Below are 20,079 nucleotides of genomic sequence, written 5' to 3'. Positions count from 1 at the left end.
GGGCAACCTGTTGTAATTAAGGTTATGCCCGTTTTTGTGAAAGGAACATGAAAAAACGGTCGGCTATTCGTCTATCTGTAAGTCATACAGCCGTCGTTCAGACTTCTTCCGCTTATCGGCATCTTTAGTGAAAAAGTCATAGAGAAGAGTCGCTCTTTATATAAGTTTGTTTGCACTTTTAAGTTGTTTTGTTGAACTGTTTTCTATTCAAGGCCGTTTCGTTTGATTGACTTGTCGAGTTCCCAATCCACCCCGACCAACACTAATCCGCTGACGCTTTATCTGGCCCGACTGGCGCCCTCCAGCCAATTGACCATGCGCTACGTCTTGCAGGACGCTGCCGACCGTCTCGGTTTCGAAGAAGTGAATGTCGAGGAAATCCCCTGGCACGCGCTGCAACCGGAGGACGTGGTGGCACTGGTCGCTGCGTTGCGCGCCGACGGTTATGCGCCGAATACCTCGTCGCTGTACGTCAACGCCGTGCGCGGCGTGATGAACGAAGCCTGGCGGATGAGCCTGATCAGTCAGGATCACCTGCTGAAGATGCGCTCGGTAAAAGGCATCGCCGGCACGCGGTTGTCTCAAGGGCGCAATCTAAAACGCACGCTGATTCATGAATTGATGGAAGTCTGCGCCGCCGACCCGCGTCCGCAGGGCCTGCGCGACGCTGCGGTCATTGCGTTGTTGTACGGCACGGGCATGCGCAAATCCGAGTCGGTGGATCTGGACCTCAATCAGGTCGACTTCACGGAGCGCAGCCTTACCGTGACCGGCAAGGGCAACAAGCAATTGATCAAGTACGCACCGGCCTGGGCGTTCGCCAAGCTTGATGCCTGGCTGGAGCTGCGCCGCTCACAGCTCAAGGAAGGCGAGAGCGATGACGCGTTTCTGTTCAACCGCATCCGCCGTGGCAGTCATATCACCCGCGAGCGCATCACCAAACACGCGATCTACTACATCGCCCGCCAGCGTGGCACGCAGGTCGGCGTGAAGATCATGCCCCACGATTTCCGCCGCTCGTTCATCACTCGGGTGATCGAGGAGCATGACCTGTCGATCGCGCAGAAGCTGGCGCATCACAGCAATATCCAGACGACGGCGAATTATGACGTGCGCGACGACAACGAGCGGCGGCGTGCGGTGGATCGCTTCGACCTGTAAGCCGAATCAGGGCGGGGAAGGGCAGGTGCGCGCGTTGCCTGCTGCCGCCCGACTGATCTGTTCAGCCAGACGTTTGACGTTGTTTTGCTGAGCGCTCACCAGGTCATCGATGCTCGGACCCGAAGGGGTCTGCAGGGTCGAGCGGCAGGTCAGCAGGCCACTGTCAGTGGCGCCGACAGGGCGCAGGCGCCATTTGGCGTCGATCAAGCCGTATTGGCCGGGGATTGAATCGAAGCGTTGCACCTCGATGCGCACCGAGACGTTGCCTTGGCCACCGGTATTGCTCAATTGATCGCTCAGCGCCCCGCGTAACTCATCGGCCAGCGTCGCGCCCCACCAATCGGTGTCCAGAATGGCGAGGCCGCTGTTGCCCTGGCGGATGACGATTTGCGCCCGATCGACCTGCGGCGGCACGCTGATGCCTTCAATCGGAATTTGTCCGCCAGCACGGGTATTGGCCAGTTGCACCGGTGTCAGCGTATGAAAGCTGATCGGGTCGCTGCGGCAGGCGCCGAGCAGCATGAACGCTGCGAGCACGGTGATCTTCAGCGGTACAGCCATGGGTAAGCTCCTGTGCTCAATTGCGTGGCGGTCCTTTCAGATCGATTGGCGCGGCGTTGTCGGGGCGGCCACGTATCAGTGATTCCGGATGGCGGCCCAGATAATCCGACAGCTCACGCAGCGAGCGCGACATGCGCCCGAGTTCGTCGAGGGTCTCGGTGAGTTTCTCGCGCTGCGGCGAATCTTCGGCCAGGGTTGAACTGGCGGACTGCAAGGTCTTGCTGACATCGGCGAGGGTGCTCTGCACGCCCGGCAAGGTCTTGGCGTTGAACTGGGCCAGGCCTTTGCGCAGTTCGACCAGATTGCTGTCGAGGTTGTTGGCGATGCGATCCACCGGCAATTTGTTGAGCTTGTCGACCACAGCTTCGAGTTTTTCCTGCAGCTGTTCGAGGCTGCCGGGCACGGTCGGAATCACAACGGGGCGGGCCGTTGGGTCGAACGCGACTTTTTCGGCTTTCGGGAAGAAATCCAGCGCCACGTACAACTGCCCCGTCAGCAGGTTGCCACTGCGGGCCTGAGCGCGCAGGCCATTGTCGATAAAGGTGCCCATCAGGCGGATGCCGGCGGCTTCGTCGTTGGGGTCGTGTTTGAACGCGGTGAGCATTTTCCCGTAGGCCATACCGAGGCGCTGCGGATAAATGACGATGCCGACGTTAAGCGGGAAGCTGCGTTTTTTCGCGTCGAAATCCAGATTGATCGCCACGACCCGGCCGATCTCCATGCCGAGGAATTCCACCGGCGCGCCGACCTTGAGGCCGCGCAGGGACTGGTCGAAGCGCAAGCTCAGGTACTGCGCCTTGCCGTTGGGCGGGGCGAGGGCGGTTAGCTGGTCTTCGAACAGTTCGAACTTCTTGTCATCGGCCGCCGCCACGTCGTTGGGGCTGTAGTCCGGCGCACGGAAGGCGATGCCGCCAACCAGCATCGATGACAGCGATTCGGTCTTGACCTGGAACCCGTTGGCTCCGACGCTGACGTCGATGCCGCTGGCGTTCCAGAAACGGGTGTTTTCGGTGACGAAGGCGTCGTTGGGCGCATGAATGAACACTTCGATGTTCACGCCTTTACCGTCAGGGGCCAGCTCGTAGGTGACGACTTGGCCGACCGGAATTTTGCGGTAGTAAACCGGTGAGCCGATGTCCAGCGAGCCGAGATCCTGGGTGTGCAGCATGAAGCGCTTGCCCGGTTCGCCGTAGGTGATCGGCGGTGGGTTTTCCAGGCCCTTGAATTGTTTGGCGCGATTGTTGGCCTGGCCGATATCGGCACCGATGTAGTCGCCGGAGAGCAGGGTATCGATGCCTGACACACCGCCAGCGCCGATGCGCGGTCGGACAACCCAGAACTGCGAGTCTTCGCGGGTAAAACTTTCGGCCTGCTTGGCCAGTTTGATGGTGGCGTTGACGCTCTTCTGGTCATTGCTCAACTCGACTTCGGTCACCTGACCGATCACCACATTGCGGTACTTGACCTCGGTCTTGTTGGCCACCAGACCGCTGCCAGTCTTGAAGTTGACGACGATGGCCGGCCCTTCCTGCATCACGTTGTGCACCACCAGCGAAATGCCTACCAACACGGCAACGATCGGTACGATCCACACCAGCGATACGCTGAAACGGCGGGTTTTGATTGGGGCCTGGCCTGGTGCTCGCGGCTCGTCGGTGGCTGACGACTTCATCCGTGTCCTCCTCGAATAATTAGGCACTGAGCGTCAGGAACGCCAAAGCACTTCATCAATATAGAAGTGCTTGGCGATAGAGCAAATGCAGAGGAGCAAACACCTCAGCCGAGCATCTCGCGCAACCGATACCAGAACATCCCCAGGGCCAGCAGCGGCGAGCGCAGTGCCGGGCCGCCGGGGAAGGTCATGTGCGGCACGCCGCTGAATACGTCCATGCCTTGGCTGTGGCCGGCATGGATCGCCTCGCCGAGCAGCTTGGCGCACCAATGGGTGACGTTCAGGCCATGGCCGGAATAGCCTTGGGCGTAGAACACGTTCGGATGCTGTTTGAGCCGTCCGACCTGCGGGAAGCGATTGGCGGTGATGCCAATCTTGCCGCCCCACTGGTAGTCGATGCGCACGTCCGCCAGTTGCGGGAAGACCTTGAGCATCTTTGGGCGCATGTAGGCGGCGATATCTGCCGGATCTCGCCCGGAATAATGGCAGGCGCCGCCGAACAGCAAACGCCGGTCTGCTGAGAGCCGGTAGTAGTCGAGGCCGACTTTCTGGTCGCACAGCGCGAGGTTGTGCGGGATCAGTTGCGCGGCGCGCTCTTCGGACAAGGGCTCAGTGGCGATGATGTAACTGCCGGCCGGCAGCACTTTACCGCTGAGCTGTTTTTCCAGTTCATCCAGATGCGCGTTGCAACCGAGCACCAGACTGCCGGCGCGCACGGTGCCGCTGGCGCAGCGGACTTGCACGGTTGCGCCATGGATGATTTCCAGCACCGGACTTTGCTCGAAGATCCGCACGCCAAGGGACGCGGCCAGACGCGCTTCGCCCTGCACCAGATCCAGTGGATGCAGGTGGCCGGAGCCCATGTCGATCAATCCGCCGGCATAGCCATCGGCGTTGACCACTTGCTGGCGGATCTGCTCGGGGCCGACCAAGCGTGTTTCGTGGGCATAAGCGAGTTCGGCGAGGCCAACCTGTTCTTCCTTGAACGCGGCGAATTGCGCAGGCGTGTTGGCCAGTTCGCAGAAGCCCCAACGCAGATCGCAGTCGATGGCGTTGTCGCCAATGCGCTGGCGCACCAGCTCCACGGAATCGATCCCGGCGCGCTGCAAATAGCGCACGCCTTCCTGGCCGACATTTTTCGCGAAACCTTCGACCTCATGGCCGATGCCGCGAATCAACTGGCCGCCGTTGCGCCCGCTGGCGCCCCAGCCAATTCGCCGGGCTTCGATCAATATCACCGAGAGCCCGCGTTGAGCCAGTTCAATGGCAGTGTTGACCCCGGTAAACCCGCCGCCGATGACGCACACGTCAGCCGTCAGCTCGCCATCGAGCATGGGGTAGGGGGTGCTCGCCCGAGCCGATGCGGCGTAATAGGAGCGAGCGTGTTCCTGGGTGTACTGATTCATTTGTTCGACTTCACTTTGCTCCAGGACCGGGTCATCAGACGCATGATCGCCTGGGGCGGGGTAGAGGAGATGTAGAGCTTGGCGAGGACTTCCTGTGGCGGATAAACCTCAGGATTGTTCACCAGATCCGGATCCATGTACTGCTTGGCGGCGGGGTTCGGGTTGGCGTAACCGACCGAAGCGCTGACCTTGGCGATCACTTGTGGATCGAGCAGGTAGTTGATGAAGGCGTGGGCTTCCTTGGGATTGCTGGCGTCGGCCGGGATTGCCAACAGGTCGAACCACAAGTTGGCGCCTTCTTTCGGGATGGCGTAGGCGATATTCACGCCGTTCTTGGCTTCTTTGGCACGGTTGGCGGCCTGGAACACGTCGCCGGAATAACCAAAGGCGACGCAGATATCACCATTGGCCAGGTCCGATACGTACTTCGATGAGTGGAAGTAGGTGATGTAGGGGCGAATGCTCAGCAGTTTCGCTTCGGCTTTCTTATAGTCTTCCGGGTTTTCGCTGCGCGGATCCATGCCCATGTAGTTGAGCACGGCCGGGAATATTTCGTCGGCGGAGTCCATCATCGACACGCCGCACTGGCTGAGTTTCTTCAGGTTTTCCGGCTCGAACAGCACGGCCCAGGAATCGATGTGATCGATGCCCAACACTTGCTTGACCTTGTCGACGTTGTAGCCGATGCCGTTGGTGCCCCACAGGTACGGCACAGCGTGCGCGTTACCCGGGTCGTTTTTCTCCAGCAGTTCAAGCAGCTTCGGGTCCAGGTTTTTCCAGTTCGGCAGTTGCGAGCGATCCAGCTTGAGGAATGCACCGGCCTTCACCTGACGGGCGAGAAAGTGGTTGGACGGCACCACAACGTCATAGCCGGTGCGGCCTGCCAGAAGCTTGCCTTCGAGGGTTTCGTTGGAGTCGAAAACGTCGTAGATCACCTTGATCCCGCTGCTGCTCTGGAAGTCGGCGAGGGTGGTCTCACCGATGTAGTCGGTCCAGTTGTAGACGCTGACTTGTGGCTGGGCTAGAGCAGCAGTGCTGCACAACATCGCCAGTGCAGCGGGAACCATGGATTTCAACAAACGCATTTCGACACCTCTTAAATTTATTGGTTTTTTCAGGTGGTTCGCTATTCCCCTTGTGGGAGCGAGCCTGCTCGCGAAAGCGGTGGGTCAGGCAACATCAATGGTGACTGTGCCGACGGCTTCGCGAGCAGGCTCGCTCCCACATGGGATTTGTGAAGTGGTTTAGACGCTCATCATCAGGAACTCCCGCTCCCACGAGCTGATCACGCGCTTGAAGTTTTCATGCTCGGCGCGTTTCACCGCGACGTAGCCGCGCACGAATTTTTCACCCAGGTATTGCGCAACGGTTTCGCACTCTTCCATCTGCGTCAGGGCCTCTTCGATGGTGATCGGCAGGCGCAGGTTGCGTCGTTCGTAGGCGCGGCCTTGTACCGCAGCGCTCGGCTCGATGCCCTCGACCATGCCGATGTAACCGCAGAGCAGACTCGCGGCAATCGCCAGGTACGGGTTGGCATCGGCGCCCGGCAGGCGGTTTTCCACGCGCATCGACTCGGGGCCGGAGGTCGGCACACGCAAACCAACGGTGCGGTTTTCTTCGCCCCATTCGACGTTGACCGGCGCTGAGGTGTCCGGCAGGAAGCGGCGGAATGAGTTCACGTTGGGCGCGAACATCGGCAGCACTTTCGGGATGTACTTCTGCAAACCACCGATGTAGTGCAGGAACAACTCGCTCATCTGCCCGTCGGCGTTGGCGAAGATCGGATTGCCCGTGGCGATGTCCACCACACTCTGGTGGATGTGCATGGCGCTGCCCGGCTCGTCGCCAATCGGCTTGGCCATGAACGTCGCCGCGACGTTGTGCTTGAGCGCAGCCTCACGCATGGTCCGTTTGAACACGGTGATCTGGTCCGCCAGATCCAGTGCGTCGCCATGACGGAAGTTGATTTCCATCTGCGCCGGGCCGTCTTCGTGGATCAGCGTGTCGAGGTCCAGGCCTTGCAGTTCGCACCAGTCGTAAACGTCTTCAAACAGCGGATCGAATTCGTTGGCGGCATCAATGGAGAACGACTGCCGACCACTTTCGGCGCGACCGGAACGGCCCAGCGGTGCCTTGAGCGGCAAGTCCGGGTCTTCGCAGCGCTGGGTCAGGTAGAACTCCATTTCTGGCGCGACAATCGGCTTCCAGCCTTTGTCGGTGTAGAGCTGCAAAACCTTCTTCAGCACGTTGCGCGGCGACAGCTCGATCGGGTTACCGAACTTGTCGAAGGTGTCGTGGATGACGATGGCGGTTGGCTCGATCGCCCATGGAATCACGTAGACCGCGTCGGCCACTGGCTTGCAGACCATGTCGATGTCGGCCGGGTCGAGCAGGTCGTAGTAGATGTCGTCGTCGACAAAATCCCCGGTTACCGTTTGCAGCAGCACACTTTCCGGCAGGCGCATGCCTCGCTCATGCAGGAACTTGTTGGTCGGTGCGATCTTGCCGCGGGCGATGCCGGTCAGGTCGCTGACCACACATTCAACTTCGGTAATCTTGTGATCTTTCAGCCACGTGAACAGCTGATCGAAAGGGGCATTCATAAAGACCTCGTTATTGGTTTTGTAGACGCCGGGGAGGGCGGGTTTCATCTTCCGCCCCTTCCCCTGTGGCGCGTTGACGACTATCTTGGGCGAGCCTTGCAGTTCCATCTATCCACTTTAAGCAGCACCAAAGCGCACCAAAAGAGTGCGCAAGGTCACCCCATGACAACGTGTAATCCGCTACAGGTTCAGGCTTTCAACACCGCTGATGTCAGCGAACAGATCCGCGCCACGCCGGGTTGGGTCCAGCATTACCAACAGATGTCGCCGGGCCATTTCGCCGGGCAGATCCGCTATCTGGATCTGCAGGGTGTCGAGGTCTATGAAGAGCAGATGAACACCCGGGTCGAGCAGAATTTCAGCGCGCCATCGGGTGCTCTGGCGTTCTGTTTTGATCGCAGCGACAACGCGCTGTATCTGCTCAATGAAGACAGCCGCAACATCTGGATCACCCCGGAGAACTATCAGGAAATCGCCGTGGTGTTCGGTCCGGATTTTGTCCGCCAGCACGGTCTGGATGTGGCGAAACTGGAAGGCTTGTTTATGGCGCCGCTCAACGGCGGGCAAAACGCGCTGTTCAGTCGCTGGTTAAGCTCAACTCTCACGAAGTTGACGCAAGCCGTTGATTTACCGAGTAAAGAATCGCTAACCCAGCAATTACTTGAAGATTGTTTGTTCATCCTCGATAACGCGCGTGTTGATCTTGACCGTGGCGGTTTGCAGCGCCGCAACGAAGAACGAATGATCATGAAACGAGTAGGTGAGTGGGCTGCCGACTCGCCGGAAGAGACGTTGAATTTGCTGGAGCTTTCGCACGTCGCCGGCGTGCCACTGCGGCAATTGCAACAGGCCTTCAAGGCCTATACCGGGATGACGCCAAGCCACTGGTTGCGCTTGCGCCGATTAAACAGCGCTCACCGCGAATTGCTTAAACGCAGACCGGCGGACACCACAGTCGCTGAGGTGGCCATGCACTGGTCGTTCTGGCATCTGGGGCGGTTTTCCAGCAGTTATCAGGCACTGTTCAAAGAGCTGCCCAGCGAGACTCTCAAGCGCTCGCGAACGGCGTAACGACGAAAATCCCTTTGTGTCCCACGCGAAGTTAAATAGAATCAGTCTCATTTGAGTCTAACTTCGCGCAGGGTCTCCTGGATGATTGAAGCAGCGCCGGCCTCGGAGCAGAACCTGCACGACTTGTACCGCGATCATCGCGGCTGGCTGGAAACCTGGCTGCGTCGACGCATGGGTAACGCCTGGGATGCGGCAGATCTGAGTCAGGACACCTTCTTGCGCGTGCTTGGCAGCGCTCAGCCACTTAGAGATATTCAGGAACCACGTGCGTATCTGCTGACCGTGGGCAAACGCTTGCTGAGCAATTTCTACACCCGCCGCAGCCTCGAAAAAGCCTATCTGGAAGCCTTGGCGCAATTGCCCGAGGAGAGCGTGCCGTCACCGGAGCAGCGCTGGTTGTTGCTGGAAACCCTGCAAGCGCTGGATGAACTGCTTGATGGTTTGCCAAGGCCAGTGCGCCGGGCATTTTTGTGGAGTCAGCTCGAGGGCCTCGGTTACCGCGAGATCGCCGCGCGTTTGCAGGTGTCTGAACGCACAATAAAACGTTATATGGCGCAGGCTTACGAGCATTGTTTGATGTTGGATCTATGATGCGCGTTGCGCCCGAAACACAAGCGCGCGAGGTGGCACGCGCCGCCGCACAATGGCTGGCGTTGCTCGAATCGGGCGAAGCGACGGATGAAGATCACGCGCGCCTGCAAAACTGGCGCAGCAGCGATAGCCGCCATGAAAACGCCTGGCAGAAGATTCAGCTATTGCGCCAACGGTTCAACGATCTGCCGTCGGCATTGGCCATGGCCACGCTGGATCGTCCTGACCCGGCACGCCGGGCAGCGCTGAAACGCGCGCTGTGCCTGGCGGCGCTTGTGCCAGCGGCATGGCTGATCAGTCGGCAATTGCCGCTGGATGTCTGGCGTGCCGATTTGCACACCAGTACCGGGGAACATAAACGTTTGCCATTGGCGGATGGCAGTTCGGTGCAACTGAACACCAACAGTGCGGTAAACGTAGACCTTGCTGCCCGTCAGTTAACGCTGGTGCGTGGCGAAATGGCGCTCAACGTTCCCGGCAGCTCAGCGCTGATGATCGACGCTCATTACGGTCGGATCAGCGTCAGTCGCAGTGAAGTCTGCGTGCGACTCAACGAGCGTGATTGCACTGTTTCCGTGTTCAGTGGTTCGGTTCAGTTACAACCGCTGCACGGACCGGCGCTGATTTTGAACCAGGGCCAACAAGTCAGTCTGCAAGCGTCTGGCGCGGGGCCTGTTACAGCATTCGACGTCTTGATGCCGGGCTGGCGCGAGGGTGTATTGATGGCGCAGAACCAACCGCTGGGGGATTTTCTGCGCGAGTTGAGCCGTTATCGTTCAGGTGTGCTGCGCTGGGATCCTGCGCTTGAGGCGCTGCGCGTCACGGGTAGTTTCCGTCTCGACAATACCGACCAAGTCCTTTCGCTGTTGGCGGCGAGCCTGCCAATCGAAGTGCATACACGCACCCGTTTCTGGGTTTCTCTCATCCCTCAGAAAAAAACTGGCTGAAGCCTGTCCCTTTTTTTCGCCTCGCTGGTCATTCCAGGCAAGTGAACAAAATCGAGAGCTTCTTCCAATGCCCGCAGTATTCCCAAGCCGTTTGCGTCCGTTATTGCAGTTGAGCCTCCTGCTGAGCCTGAGTGCCAGCCCCTTGATGATCCAGTCCAGTTGGGCTGACGACTCTTCGCGACGCAGTTATCAGGTGCCCGCTGGCAGCTTGAGTTCAGCACTGACACGATTTGCCGGTTTGGCCGGGGTCAATCTGTCGGTGGACCCCGCACTGGTCAGCGGCCAGAGCAGCAAGGGTTTGAGCGGTGAATATGGGGTAGAGGAGGGCTTCACCCGATTGTTGCTGGGCTCTGGTTTGCAGCTGCAACCGGTGGGTGGCAATGCTTACACGCTGATTCCGGCGGCGGAGGGCGGCAGCCTGCAACTGGCGCCGACTTCGATTCTCGGTGCCACTGATTCTTCGGGTGCCGACGTGTTTGCCGGCGGCCAGGTCGCACGTCGAGGTTCGCAAGGGCTGTTGGGGTCTAAAGACTTCATGGAAACGCCGTTCAGCATGACCACCTACACCAGTGAGACGGCCAAGAATCAACAGGCCCGAACCCTGGGCGACCTGATTGCCACAGATCCTTCAGTGCGCGCGACCAATCCAGCGGGCGGGCGCTATGAACAATTCACCATCCGTGGCTTCAGCCTGTTCAACAGCGATGTTGCCTATAACGGCCTCTATGGTGTTCTGCCGACGTACACCATCGACATGGAAATGGCCGATCGCGTCGACATCCTCAAAGGCCCGAGCCAACTCATCAACGGTATTTCACCGCGGGGCAGTGTAGGAGGGGGGATTAACGTGGTGCCCAAACGCGCGACGGACCAACCCATCACCTCGCTGACAGCCAATTACGCCTCAAACAATCAAGTCGGTGGCGCAGTGGATGTCGGGCGGCGTTTTGGCGAGGACAACCAGTTCGGCCTGCGTTTCAACGGTGTAAAACAGTCCGGCGATACCGAATGGGATCACCAGAGTGTTGACCGCGACATGGCGGTGCTGGGCCTGGATTTTCGCGGTGAGCGCCTGCGACTGTCGACGGATGTCGGCCATACCGAACGTGATACCGACGCACCGCAAGAGCGCGTGCAAGTCGGCGCCAATGCCAAGGTGCCGAACGCGAACGACGTGCGCGACAACTATGCGCAACCCTGGAGCCAGGCGCGAACCAAGGACACCTTCGGCACGGTCAACGCCGAATTCGACGTAAATGACTCGGTCATGTTGTACGGCGGTGTCGGCGCGCGCAAAAGCAATCACGACTTCCTGCGCCATGCCGTTTCAGTCACCAATAATACTGGCGATTTCAGCGTGCAACCCCGCGATTTCACCCGTGACGAAAATGTCCGCACCGCCACGGCGGGCGTGCGTAACTGGTTCCACACAGGCCCGGTCAGCCATGAAGTCAATCTGGCAGCCAGCTACTTCTATATGGACTTTGAAAACGGTGGCGCCCGTTATGCGGCGGGGCGCAGCAACCTGTATGACCCGGTGGAAATCACCAAACCCGGCGCGCCGACACGTTATGACGCCAAGGTCTACACCGAAAACCGCTTCAGTGGCGTGGCGCTGTCGGACACCTTGGGTTTCTTCGATGATCGCCTGTTGCTGAACCTCGGCGCCCGGTGGCAGCGCGTGAAGGTCGATGACTGGAGTGATGATGTGAAGGGAGATACCGCCTACGACGAAGAAAAGGTCTCGCCATCGGGCGGCATTCTGTTCAAGGCGACGGACAAGTTGTCGCTGTACGCCAACTACATGGAAGGCCTGAGCCAGGGCAAGATCGCGCCGTCGACTTCGGTGAACGAGGACGAAATCTTCCCGCCATTCATCAGTCGTCAGGTCGAAGTCGGCGCCAAGTACGATGCCGGGGCGTATGCCCTGACGGCGGCGGTATTTCGCATCAAACAGCCGGCGTACGAGACCAACGCCACGACGCGCGTGTTTGGCCCGAACGGCAAGCGGCGGAACGACGGTGTGGAGTTGAGTGTGTTCGGTGAGCCACTGAAAGGCGTTCGACTGCTCGGCGGCGTGATGTACATCGACAGCGAGTTGACCGAGACCACCAACGGCACGTTCGACGGCAACCGTGCGCCGGCAACACCCAAGTACAACGTCAACCTCGGCGCGGAATGGGATGTGCCGAACGTGCACGGGCTTACACTGACAGCGCGCGGTATCTATTCGAGTTCGCAGTATCTGGATCAGTCGAACGAGAAGGAAATCGATGCCTGGGAGCGGTTTGACGTAGGTACGCGTTATGCGTTCAAAGTCGACGACAAGACCATCACTTTGCGCGCCAATGTCGAGAACGTGCTGGATAAACGCTACTGGAGTTCGGCCGGGGCTTCGGATGACAGTGAGCCGGGACTGACGCTTTCGACGCCAAGAACTTATCTGCTTTCGGCGACGGTAGACTTCTAGAAAGGCGGGAAATTGCTTCGATCATCGGCTATATTCCGTTAACTACACTAAATAGCTGTTTAGTTGAGCTAGCAAAAAACCTCAATCAAATCAATGGGGCAGGTCATGACTCAGCGCAAAACAACCATTAAGGACGTAATCGCCGCGCTGGATCTGGCACCGCACGTTGAAGGCGGCTATTTCCGCAGAACCTACCAAGCCGACCATCGCGATATGCTGCAAAGCGCTAACGGCACGCGTTACTTGATGACGTCGATCTACTATCTGTTGACCGAGCAATCGCCGGTGGGCCAGTTTCATTTCAATCAGTCCGACATCCTGCATTATCTTCACTTGGGCGACGCCATCGAATACAGCCTGATTCGGGCGGACGGCTCACTGCAGACGCTGGTGATGGGCAGCGATGTTTTGGCGGGACAACATCTGCAATTACACGTACCAGGTGGAATCTGGAAGGCTTCGCGATTACTGGATGGCTCAAGCGGATTCGGCCTGATCAGTGAAGCAGTTTCGCCAGGATTTGACTTCGCCGATATGGAGATGGGCAATCGCCAGAAACTCACGGCGCAATTTCCACAGCATCGAACGCTGATTGAAAAGCTGACGCGTGAGGATGATTGAGTATGCTGCATTTCAAGAGCTCATCAGGATCAAGAGAAAGTAGCTTAGGGGTTATGCAGTGCTGGAGATTGAAATGCTGCGTGCAACGGGGGTAATCCCGAAACATCTTGTTACGTGTAATGTATATTATGTTAAATTAAATGCTGTGTCAGATATGTTCATGAGGCTCATAAGATACTGATTCGACGGGTATTTAGGATTTCGTGTGAACGTCCCTCGCTTTACACCAACCTGCACCCATCGTCAGCAGTCCACCGCGCTCGACTTGATCTCCGAAGCGCGTTGACTGGCAGCATGCGCACTACAACGAGTCAGGCGAGTTGTAGCTCTAGAAATCTGTCAGCCTTTAGAAAAAGTTAAAACACAGGCAATTTATTCACCTGTCTAACGCCTGCCCTCCGGGCGACATTAATTAGAGATCGTCAATATCTACTATGCAGTTTCTACCCTTGGATTTTGCATTATAGAGTGCACTGTCTGCGGAGACTAACAACTGCTTGAGAGTGGATCTCGATTCATTCATTGAAGCGCAGCCAATACTCACTGTAATTTTTATTTCCTCACCGCCGGCACCTACACTAGACGCCTCAATGCTGCTCCGAAGCCGCTCCGCAATAACTGACGCCTCGACACTATTGATCTTAGGCAGCATAACGACAAACTCTTCACCCCCAAACCTCGCTATAGTATCTCCGGGACGAAGAACTCCCTCGGCAATTTTCACTATAGACTTAAGAACTTCGTCGCCAATTGGATGCCCCCAGCTATCGTTAACGTGCTTGAAGTGATCGGCGTCTAGCATGATTATAGATATTGAGTGCTGATATCGATTTGCCCGAGCAAACTCTTTTTCTGCCAAGTTAAAAAAGTGAGCGCGATTAACTGCGCCAGTGAGGTGGTCTTTAGTTAGTAAATTAGCCAGATTATCACTCGACACCTTTCGCTCGGTGATATCTCGAAATACAACGGTATAGCCAGAAAACTCGTCATCTTCGTCGCGCAGCACGGCGATCATTGTTTGAGCAAAAAAATTGTGTCCTGATTTGTGCTGGCAGAGATAGTCTCGTGAGTGCCAACCTTCTTCACGGGCGAATGTGAGTTGTTCATCCAGAATATCAACTTCCAAGGCAGACAAATTACAGAAGCGACCCAATTTCTCACCAATAGCCTCGAATTCTGTGTAACCTGTTAAACGCTCTGCCGAAGGACTCCAGCTATTGATTATCCCCTGCTTTGTCAAACCGAGAACTGCGAAGTCGTTAACAATCGTATAGATGGCGTCTAACCACGAGTCAGTCTGCCTTAATCTCCTTTCTGTTGCGACTTGGCAAGAGACATCAGTCAAAACCGTTATCAGGACATCTTCGTTGACCTTTACGATTGTACATGCGAGGACAATACCCCCGTCGGCTGCTGACGACACGTGAACTCTATGGTTTACACATATTGATCCGCACGACTCTCTAAAGCTCGTTACGAGGTTACGTAATTCAGGTGCGACAGAAGAAAGCGTCTCAAATAAGTTTTCAAGCCCTAGAGACTTAACTAGCGGCATCAACAGTTGAGTTGCCATCGGATTAAGCATATCAATCTTGCCGCTTGGATCGATTCTTACCAATCCTACAGGCGATAGATACATAAATGACAGCAGCGCTTCGTACTCTGACTCAATTGAATCATCATCCTGATCATCACTAATCATTTTGAAGTCGCCCGATCAACCAATAGAAAACGAGTGCTAGTATCACTTTCTTTCAGCAATCTTAACCTAACGGGTATTGGTCGCATTCTAAGTGCGAGGACATAAGAAATGATCACATCCAACTCAGATTCATTGTCAAATCTTTGAGCGACCATAGAGTTATTCAAGCAGGGAGCAATTTCCAGAAATAAATTCTTACCTAAAACGCGCGCCTGCCTTAAGGCTGCACTTGAGGCCTCATAAGCGTTGTACACTACCACTTCTGAGCTGCCATTAAAGCCAATAACGCCGAAGTCTAGAGTGTCCAGCCGGTCAGGTTCGGCCAACAATGCCTGTATCGATGCTTCTTCGAATGTAAGATTCATTTCCCTGCTCACTCGCGAATTAGAATATTAGTTTTAGCACGTCCCAGCCTGGCTGTTTCCGCCTAACCGGATTGTAATAAGCAGTAACCGAAAATTATTTCGGAGAGCGGATGGCTGTTTGCCAATTTAAACTTGAGAGCCTGTTTTACTGGCTCGCATCTCAAGCACCTCCCTTCGGTACGCTGCAGTCCAGTGTAGTATCAAATCAAGAATAGCTCCTCATTTTATATTGGTCTGTCCACTCACTTTTTTAACCCGCTCCCTGACTATCAATCAGGGCGGGCATCGATCACCTGGTGTTAGACGGCAAGCTGTCCTACCAGCTCCACAAGTCCATCAGCACCTGCAAGGCAGCGGTTATGTAAGTCTTCGGGATTCAAACCAGCGTCACGAATAGCGTCAGCAAAATGCTCTATGTCTTTGCGCATAAGTCCCTGCAGATGCGGTGCAATAACCGAGGTGATCTCGTTATTGATCGCTCGAAGCACTGTGCTCGAACCACTGCTCACGGCAATGACGTCATGCAGCTGTACCAAGTCCATACCTACCGACTTACCCAAGCTGAAGACATCTACTGCGTTCTTTAAATTGGACATGGTGAGCGCGTTATTCAGAAGCTTCGCCATCTGGCCGGTGCCTGAAGGTCCTAATAACGAGACTTTCCGGGAAAAAGTCTCGAAGACCGCACGCACTCGGGAGAAAGCCTGCGACTCGCCGCCCACCATAGTGGTTAACGTACGAGCCAACGCGCCTTGTCTTCCACCGCTCACAGGGGCATCAAGGTACGTGATTCCCTGCTGTTGAAGTTCAGCAGCCAGCCGGCGACTCTCTCGCGGGTCGCCGGTGCCATGGTTGACAAGAACCGCGCCGGCCTTAAGTCCATCCCGAAGCCCATTGTCGAGAAGAGCGACGATATCCTTGTCGTCGGTGAGGCAGAGACAGACAACATCGCAATTCTCGGCAAGCGTCTGAACCGTTTTTTCAACGATGTAAGGCGCCCCTGTCACGGCTTCCAACGATTGGGGACGACGAGCCCAAATGTGCAGCTCAAATCCAGACTCGGCGATTGCGTGAGCCATCGGCCCCCCTTGATCACCGAGCCCAATGAAGCCTACCTTCAAGATTGTTGTTTTGGACATGACCTCACCCAATCATCCGCATGGCAACTTTCCACAAGCGCTGCGCGTTATCAGGGTCAACAGCGTAAGGTGCAACGCCCGTGTAATCGGCAGGCCGTTTGGTGACAACCAGCGCCTCGTTACAGTCCTCGAAATAACGACCACCAATACCTTCCAACAGCGGAGACGCCGCAAGCAACACCGATGTTGCGGCACCCTGTTGCACGCTCTTCTGACGTTCAATTGGCGTCTTAAGCCCACCGGTGTGCTTCTGAAGTTTGGTTGCGATTGCCCCAGGGTTCAAAGCGTTAGCGAAAACACCTCGCTCCGCCCAACGGCGTGTGATCTCTACGGCAATGAGCGCGCATGCCGACTTGGCCTGGGCATATGACGCGAAAGCATCGTATGGGCGAAAGTCGAAATTGAGGTCATCGAAAACCACTGGCCCTAACAGATTAGCGTTTGAACTCAGCGAAACAATTCGGGCTCCCTCGGCTTTTATCAAGGCGTCCTGCAACCCAAGCACGAGCGCAAAATGGCCGAGAAAGTTGGTTGCAAACTGCATTTCCCAACCCTGCGCTGTCAACTCGCGCTCAGGAACTGCCATGATCCCTGCGTTATTGACCAGGATATCAAGTGGCTCGGACCAAGCCTCAGCAAACGATTTCACAGAGGACAGATCCGCCAGATCGATTGAACGGATATCAACATTACCCCTGCCCTCCGAGCGCAGTTCGGCGGCTATCGATTCCGCCGCCTCCGGACGCCGCACTGCAAGCGTCACGTTTGCGCCGGCGCTGACCAATGCGCGCGCTGTCTCAATGCCGATACCAGAGGCCCCTCCCGTTACGATCGCCCGTTTACCAGTGAGGTCGACCCCTTCAATGACCTCTTGTGCGGTTGAGTGAAACCCGAACGGTGTAGTGATACGCGTCATGAATTATTCCTCGCATGTGTAATGGCTGCTGGGCGCCTGGGATGTCACCATTCCCGCTATAGGGGCCCGATCCAGTTAAGTTGCTGCGATCAAGATAGGCCTCAGCACTGTCGCAAACAATCAGGCTAATATCGTATGAACTGATGCAGGAACTAGCACAATGCAGAAATCCGGGCTCCTCGAACTAAACGCTGTGGTCGCCGTTTCCACTCATCGCAGCTTTCGTCGTGCGGCAGTGGAATTGGGAATGTCGCCATCAGCACTCAGTCATGCGATCGCTGCCCTGGAGAAACGCCTTGGCGTGAGGTTGTTCCACAGGACCACGCGCAGTGTTTCGCTGTCTGAAGCAGGCGAGCAATTTCTGGTTCGAGTGCAGCCCGCACTGCGTGATATATCCGCGGCCATGGAGGCGGTTAGCGAGTTCCGCGATACACCGGCGGGAACCCTGCGCCTGAACACCTCCGAAGGTGCCGCGCAAATGGTGCTAACCCCGGTGGTACTGGAGTATTTGAGGCGTTATCCAGACATGCGGGTGGACATCGTCACCGATAGAAGCCTGGTAGACATCGTCGCTGGTGGATTCGACGCCGGCATACGGTTGGCGGAAAGCGTTCCGCAGGACATGATCGCCATTGCGATCACTCCCCCGCTCCGTTTTGCGGTGGTTGCTTCTCCTCAGTACTTCGCGAAATGCAAAAAACCAAAGGTTCCGGCAGACCTGCTCGCACACAACTGCATACGCGTGCGCTTCCCCAGCGGCACGATCTACAAATGGGAATTCGAGAAGCGCGGTGAAGAGCAATCAGTCGATGTCAGAGGATCGCTGACCCTCGATAGCCACCACTTGATGTTAGAGGCTGCTTTGCAAGGCGCCGGCATAGCCTCTTCAGCCCATATTGCGTCCGGAAGACTCATCCGCGTACTGGAGGACTGGACACCTCCGTATCCGGGACTGCGTCTCTACTATCCCGCGAATCGTCATATGCCTGCGGGGCTTCGGGCTTTCGTCAACGTTGTCCGTGAGATTGTGTCGGAGAATCTGATCAGTAAAAAGAAAGGCTGAGCTTCTGTGCCTGGTTCAGCCAACACTGCGATTTCTCGGGAACCGCGTTCAACTGCACCAAGCCAAACCAAGTAACCGCCAGTAATCAGCAATATCGCTTCCGAGTTTTAAACGTCCATGAACTCTCCCGACTCGAATCTATAGGTTGAGCTTATGCGAAGCATTGTCTATCGGTCTTGGACGCTATCAAGCAAACGGCAGAACATAGCTTCACACCAAGCAGCACTAACCCAAGCATTCCGATAGGAGAAACACCATGCAACAGTCCCACGCTTACAACGACACCAGTCTTGAACTGACCGCTAAAATTCTGGACGCCAAAGCCCGCAAAAACCTGTCTTTCGAAGACATGGCAGAAGGCACTGGCCTCGGTCTGGCCTACGTGACCGCCGCCCTCCTCGGCCAGCACCCACTTCCAGAAACTGCCGCGAAAGTGATCGGTAAAAAACTGGACCTGGACGCCGACTCGATAGCGCGCCTGCAAATCATCCCACTGCGTGGAAGCCTTTCGGGGGTCCCTACAGACCCGACCATCTACCGCTTCTACGAAATGATCCAAATCTACGGCACTACTTTGAAAGCCTTGGTTCACGAACAGTTCGGCGACGGCATCATCAGCGCGATTAATTTCAAGCTCGATATGAAAAAAGTTGAGGATCCTGAAGGCGGCCACCGCGCGTTGATCACCCTCGACGGCAAGTTCCTGCCACTGCGTCCTTTCTAAGAAAGCGACTGGAAATGTAATTCGGCCCGCACTCGAAGCGGGCCAGCCCCAACACATTTACCCATTTCACCGACTCACCAAATCTAAATGGAGGATTCGTCATGAAAAAATTTCTGTTTCTCGCCCTGTCCCTGTCAGCTTCGTTGTCGGCCTATGCACAGGAAGTTTCAGTTGCGCCAAAAGCCACTCCGTATGTCTACGGCATGCACTTGGATATTGCCGAGGTCATCAACATCACTGAAGCAGCAGACATCTGCGGTCCAGTGCCAGTGCAAATGACCTACAAAGATTCGCACGGTGACACTCGTGCTCTTGAATACAGCGTGATAGGTCGCGGCTGTACTAACTGAATGTCACCCAACTTAATTACCTGCTAAAGGCCAATCCCATGAAAGCGCTCATTGAAGGTTTTTTGAAGTTTCAGAAAGAAGCATTTCCGCAGCGGACAGACCTGTTCAAACACCTGGCCACCACACAGCATCCAGGCACGTTGTTCATCACGTGTTCCGATAGCCGCGTAGTACCGGAACTGTTAACGCAACAAGAACCTGGCGAGCTGTTCGTGATCCGGAACGCGGGCAATATCGTGCCGTCGTACAGCCCCCATCCAGGGGGTGTGTCGGCAACGGTCGAATATGCCGTGGCGGTGCTCGGGGTGACCGACATCGTGATCTGCGGCCATTCGGATTGCGGTGCAATGACGGCTGTCGCCAAGTGCAAATGCATGGATCACCTTCCCGCCGTCGCCGGTTGGCTGCAGCATGCAGAGTCCGCAAAAGTAATCAACGAGTCTCGCTCTCACGTCAATGACGCGGCAAAAGTAAGCTCGATGGTTCGAGAAAACGTGATTGCCCAACTCGCCAACATCCAGACTCACCCGAGCGTGCGCATCGCTCAGGAAAAAGGCTTGTTGAATTTGCATGGATGGGTTTACGACATCGAAACCGGATCGGTTGACGCTCTTGACTCTGATAACCGCAGCTTCAAATCGTTGGCACAGTACCCTGATACCTGCGCTGTACACGCTCGCGTAGAAAAAGCCGCAGCCTGAAATTGTCTAAACGAGG

The 20,079-nt window shown here is 56.3% G+C and carries 18 protein-coding genes and 1 pseudogene; 10 read left to right on the top strand and 9 right to left on the bottom strand.

Annotation, left to right across the window (positions count from 1 at the left end; all coding sequences use genetic code 11):
• Positions 1-315 precede the first annotated feature (315 nt).
• Positions 316-1,161 (top strand): tyrosine recombinase XerC, encoded by an 846-nt coding sequence (xerC, locus tag IAI51_RS23160; protein WP_262410378.1) that lies wholly within the window; start codon positions 316-318, stop codon positions 1,159-1,161.
• Between the two features lie 6 nt (positions 1,162-1,167).
• Here the strand turns inward: xerC and IAI51_RS23155 are convergent, their stop codons facing one another.
• From IAI51_RS23155 to IAI51_RS23135, 5 genes and pseudogenes are all read right to left on the bottom strand, one after another.
• Positions 1,168-1,722, bottom strand: coding sequence for a membrane integrity-associated transporter subunit PqiC (locus IAI51_RS23155; RefSeq protein ID WP_187680583.1), 555 nt, complete (start codon positions 1,720-1,722; stop codon positions 1,168-1,170).
• Positions 1,723-1,738: 16 nt separating this feature from the next.
• Positions 1,739-3,394 (bottom strand): intermembrane transport protein PqiB, encoded by a 1,656-nt coding sequence (locus IAI51_RS23150; protein ID WP_187680582.1) that lies wholly within the window; start codon positions 3,392-3,394, stop codon positions 1,739-1,741.
• A 104-nt stretch (positions 3,395-3,498) separates the two neighbouring features.
• Positions 3,499-4,839 (bottom strand): annotated as a pseudogene (locus tag IAI51_RS23145) (NAD(P)/FAD-dependent oxidoreductase); the annotation flags it as partial.
• On the bottom strand, positions 4,797-5,885 hold the full coding sequence (locus tag IAI51_RS23140) for a polyamine ABC transporter substrate-binding protein (RefSeq protein ID WP_187680580.1): 1,089 nt from the start codon (positions 5,883-5,885) through the stop codon (positions 4,797-4,799). The pseudogene IAI51_RS23145 and the gene IAI51_RS23140, both read right to left, overlap by 43 nt.
• Before the next feature lie 159 nt (positions 5,886-6,044).
• The gene (locus IAI51_RS23135; protein WP_187680579.1) at positions 6,045-7,403 is read right to left on the bottom strand and encodes a glutamine synthetase family protein; all 1,359 of its coding nucleotides are present in this window, start codon (positions 7,401-7,403) and stop codon (positions 6,045-6,047) included.
• 162 nt (positions 7,404-7,565) lie between these two features.
• On the opposite strand from IAI51_RS23135, the gene IAI51_RS23130 reads away from it, so the two are divergent.
• From IAI51_RS23130 to IAI51_RS23110, 5 genes are all read left to right on the top strand, one after another.
• On the top strand, positions 7,566-8,474 hold the full coding sequence (locus tag IAI51_RS23130) for a helix-turn-helix domain-containing protein (protein ID WP_187680578.1): 909 nt from the start codon (positions 7,566-7,568) through the stop codon (positions 8,472-8,474).
• An 81-nt stretch (positions 8,475-8,555) separates the two neighbouring features.
• Positions 8,556-9,065 (top strand): sigma-70 family RNA polymerase sigma factor, encoded by a 510-nt coding sequence (locus tag IAI51_RS23125; protein ID WP_187680577.1) that lies wholly within the window; start codon positions 8,556-8,558, stop codon positions 9,063-9,065.
• Positions 9,065-10,012 (top strand): FecR domain-containing protein, encoded by a 948-nt coding sequence (locus tag IAI51_RS23120; RefSeq protein WP_187680576.1) that lies wholly within the window; start codon positions 9,065-9,067, stop codon positions 10,010-10,012. Before IAI51_RS23125 ends, IAI51_RS23120 begins: the two co-directional genes overlap by 1 nt.
• Positions 10,013-10,079: 67 nt before the next feature.
• Entirely contained in the window at positions 10,080-12,482 is a 2,403-nt protein-coding gene (locus IAI51_RS23115) for a TonB-dependent receptor (RefSeq protein ID WP_187680575.1), read from the top strand.
• A 105-nt stretch (positions 12,483-12,587) separates the two neighbouring features.
• Positions 12,588-13,103 (top strand): cupin domain-containing protein, encoded by a 516-nt coding sequence (locus IAI51_RS23110; protein ID WP_187680574.1) that lies wholly within the window; start codon positions 12,588-12,590, stop codon positions 13,101-13,103.
• Between the two features lie 412 nt (positions 13,104-13,515).
• Here IAI51_RS23110 and IAI51_RS23105 read toward each other — a convergent pair whose 3' ends face one another.
• The 4 genes from IAI51_RS23105 to IAI51_RS23090 all read right to left on the bottom strand — a co-directional run bounded on the left by IAI51_RS23105 (position 13,516) and on the right by IAI51_RS23090 (position 17,225).
• On the bottom strand, positions 13,516-14,805 hold the full coding sequence (locus tag IAI51_RS23105; RefSeq protein WP_187680573.1) for a sensor domain-containing diguanylate cyclase: 1,290 nt from the start codon (positions 14,803-14,805) through the stop codon (positions 13,516-13,518).
• A complete protein-coding gene (locus IAI51_RS23100) occupies positions 14,802-15,170 on the bottom strand; it encodes a phosphonate transporter (protein WP_187680572.1) in 369 nt (122 codons plus the stop codon). The genes IAI51_RS23105 and IAI51_RS23100 overlap by 4 nt, the downstream gene beginning before the upstream one ends.
• A gap of 299 nt (positions 15,171-15,469) precedes the next feature.
• On the bottom strand, positions 15,470-16,309 hold the full coding sequence (locus IAI51_RS23095; RefSeq protein ID WP_187680571.1) for an NAD(P)-dependent oxidoreductase: 840 nt from the start codon (positions 16,307-16,309) through the stop codon (positions 15,470-15,472).
• 4 nt (positions 16,310-16,313) lie between these two features.
• Complete coding sequence (locus IAI51_RS23090; RefSeq protein ID WP_187680570.1) at positions 16,314-17,225, bottom strand: SDR family NAD(P)-dependent oxidoreductase; 912 nt, start codon at positions 17,223-17,225, stop codon at positions 16,314-16,316.
• 160 nt (positions 17,226-17,385) lie between these two features.
• Here IAI51_RS23090 and IAI51_RS23085 point away from each other — a divergent pair, with 160 nt between their 5' ends.
• The 4 genes from IAI51_RS23085 to IAI51_RS23070 all read left to right on the top strand — a co-directional run bounded on the left by IAI51_RS23085 (position 17,386) and on the right by IAI51_RS23070 (position 20,063).
• Entirely contained in the window at positions 17,386-18,288 is a 903-nt protein-coding gene (locus IAI51_RS23085; protein WP_187680569.1) for a LysR family transcriptional regulator, read from the top strand.
• A gap of 256 nt (positions 18,289-18,544) precedes the next feature.
• Positions 18,545-19,012, top strand: coding sequence for a cyanase (cynS, locus tag IAI51_RS23080; RefSeq protein ID WP_187680568.1), 468 nt, complete (start codon positions 18,545-18,547; stop codon positions 19,010-19,012).
• 101 nt (positions 19,013-19,113) lie between these two features.
• Positions 19,114-19,362 (top strand): DUF2790 domain-containing protein, encoded by a 249-nt coding sequence (locus IAI51_RS23075; protein ID WP_187680567.1) that lies wholly within the window; start codon positions 19,114-19,116, stop codon positions 19,360-19,362.
• A gap of 38 nt (positions 19,363-19,400) precedes the next feature.
• Positions 19,401-20,063, top strand: a complete 663-nt coding sequence (locus tag IAI51_RS23070) for a carbonic anhydrase (RefSeq protein ID WP_187680566.1) — start codon at positions 19,401-19,403, stop codon at positions 20,061-20,063.
• Positions 20,064-20,079: the final 16 nt, after the last annotated feature.

The sequence above is a fragment of the Pseudomonas sp. N40(2020) genome (assembly GCF_014472415.1).
Classification (GTDB): Bacteria; Pseudomonadota; Gammaproteobacteria; order Pseudomonadales; family Pseudomonadaceae; genus Aquipseudomonas.
This window is presented reverse-complemented; position numbering and strand designations above follow the sequence as displayed.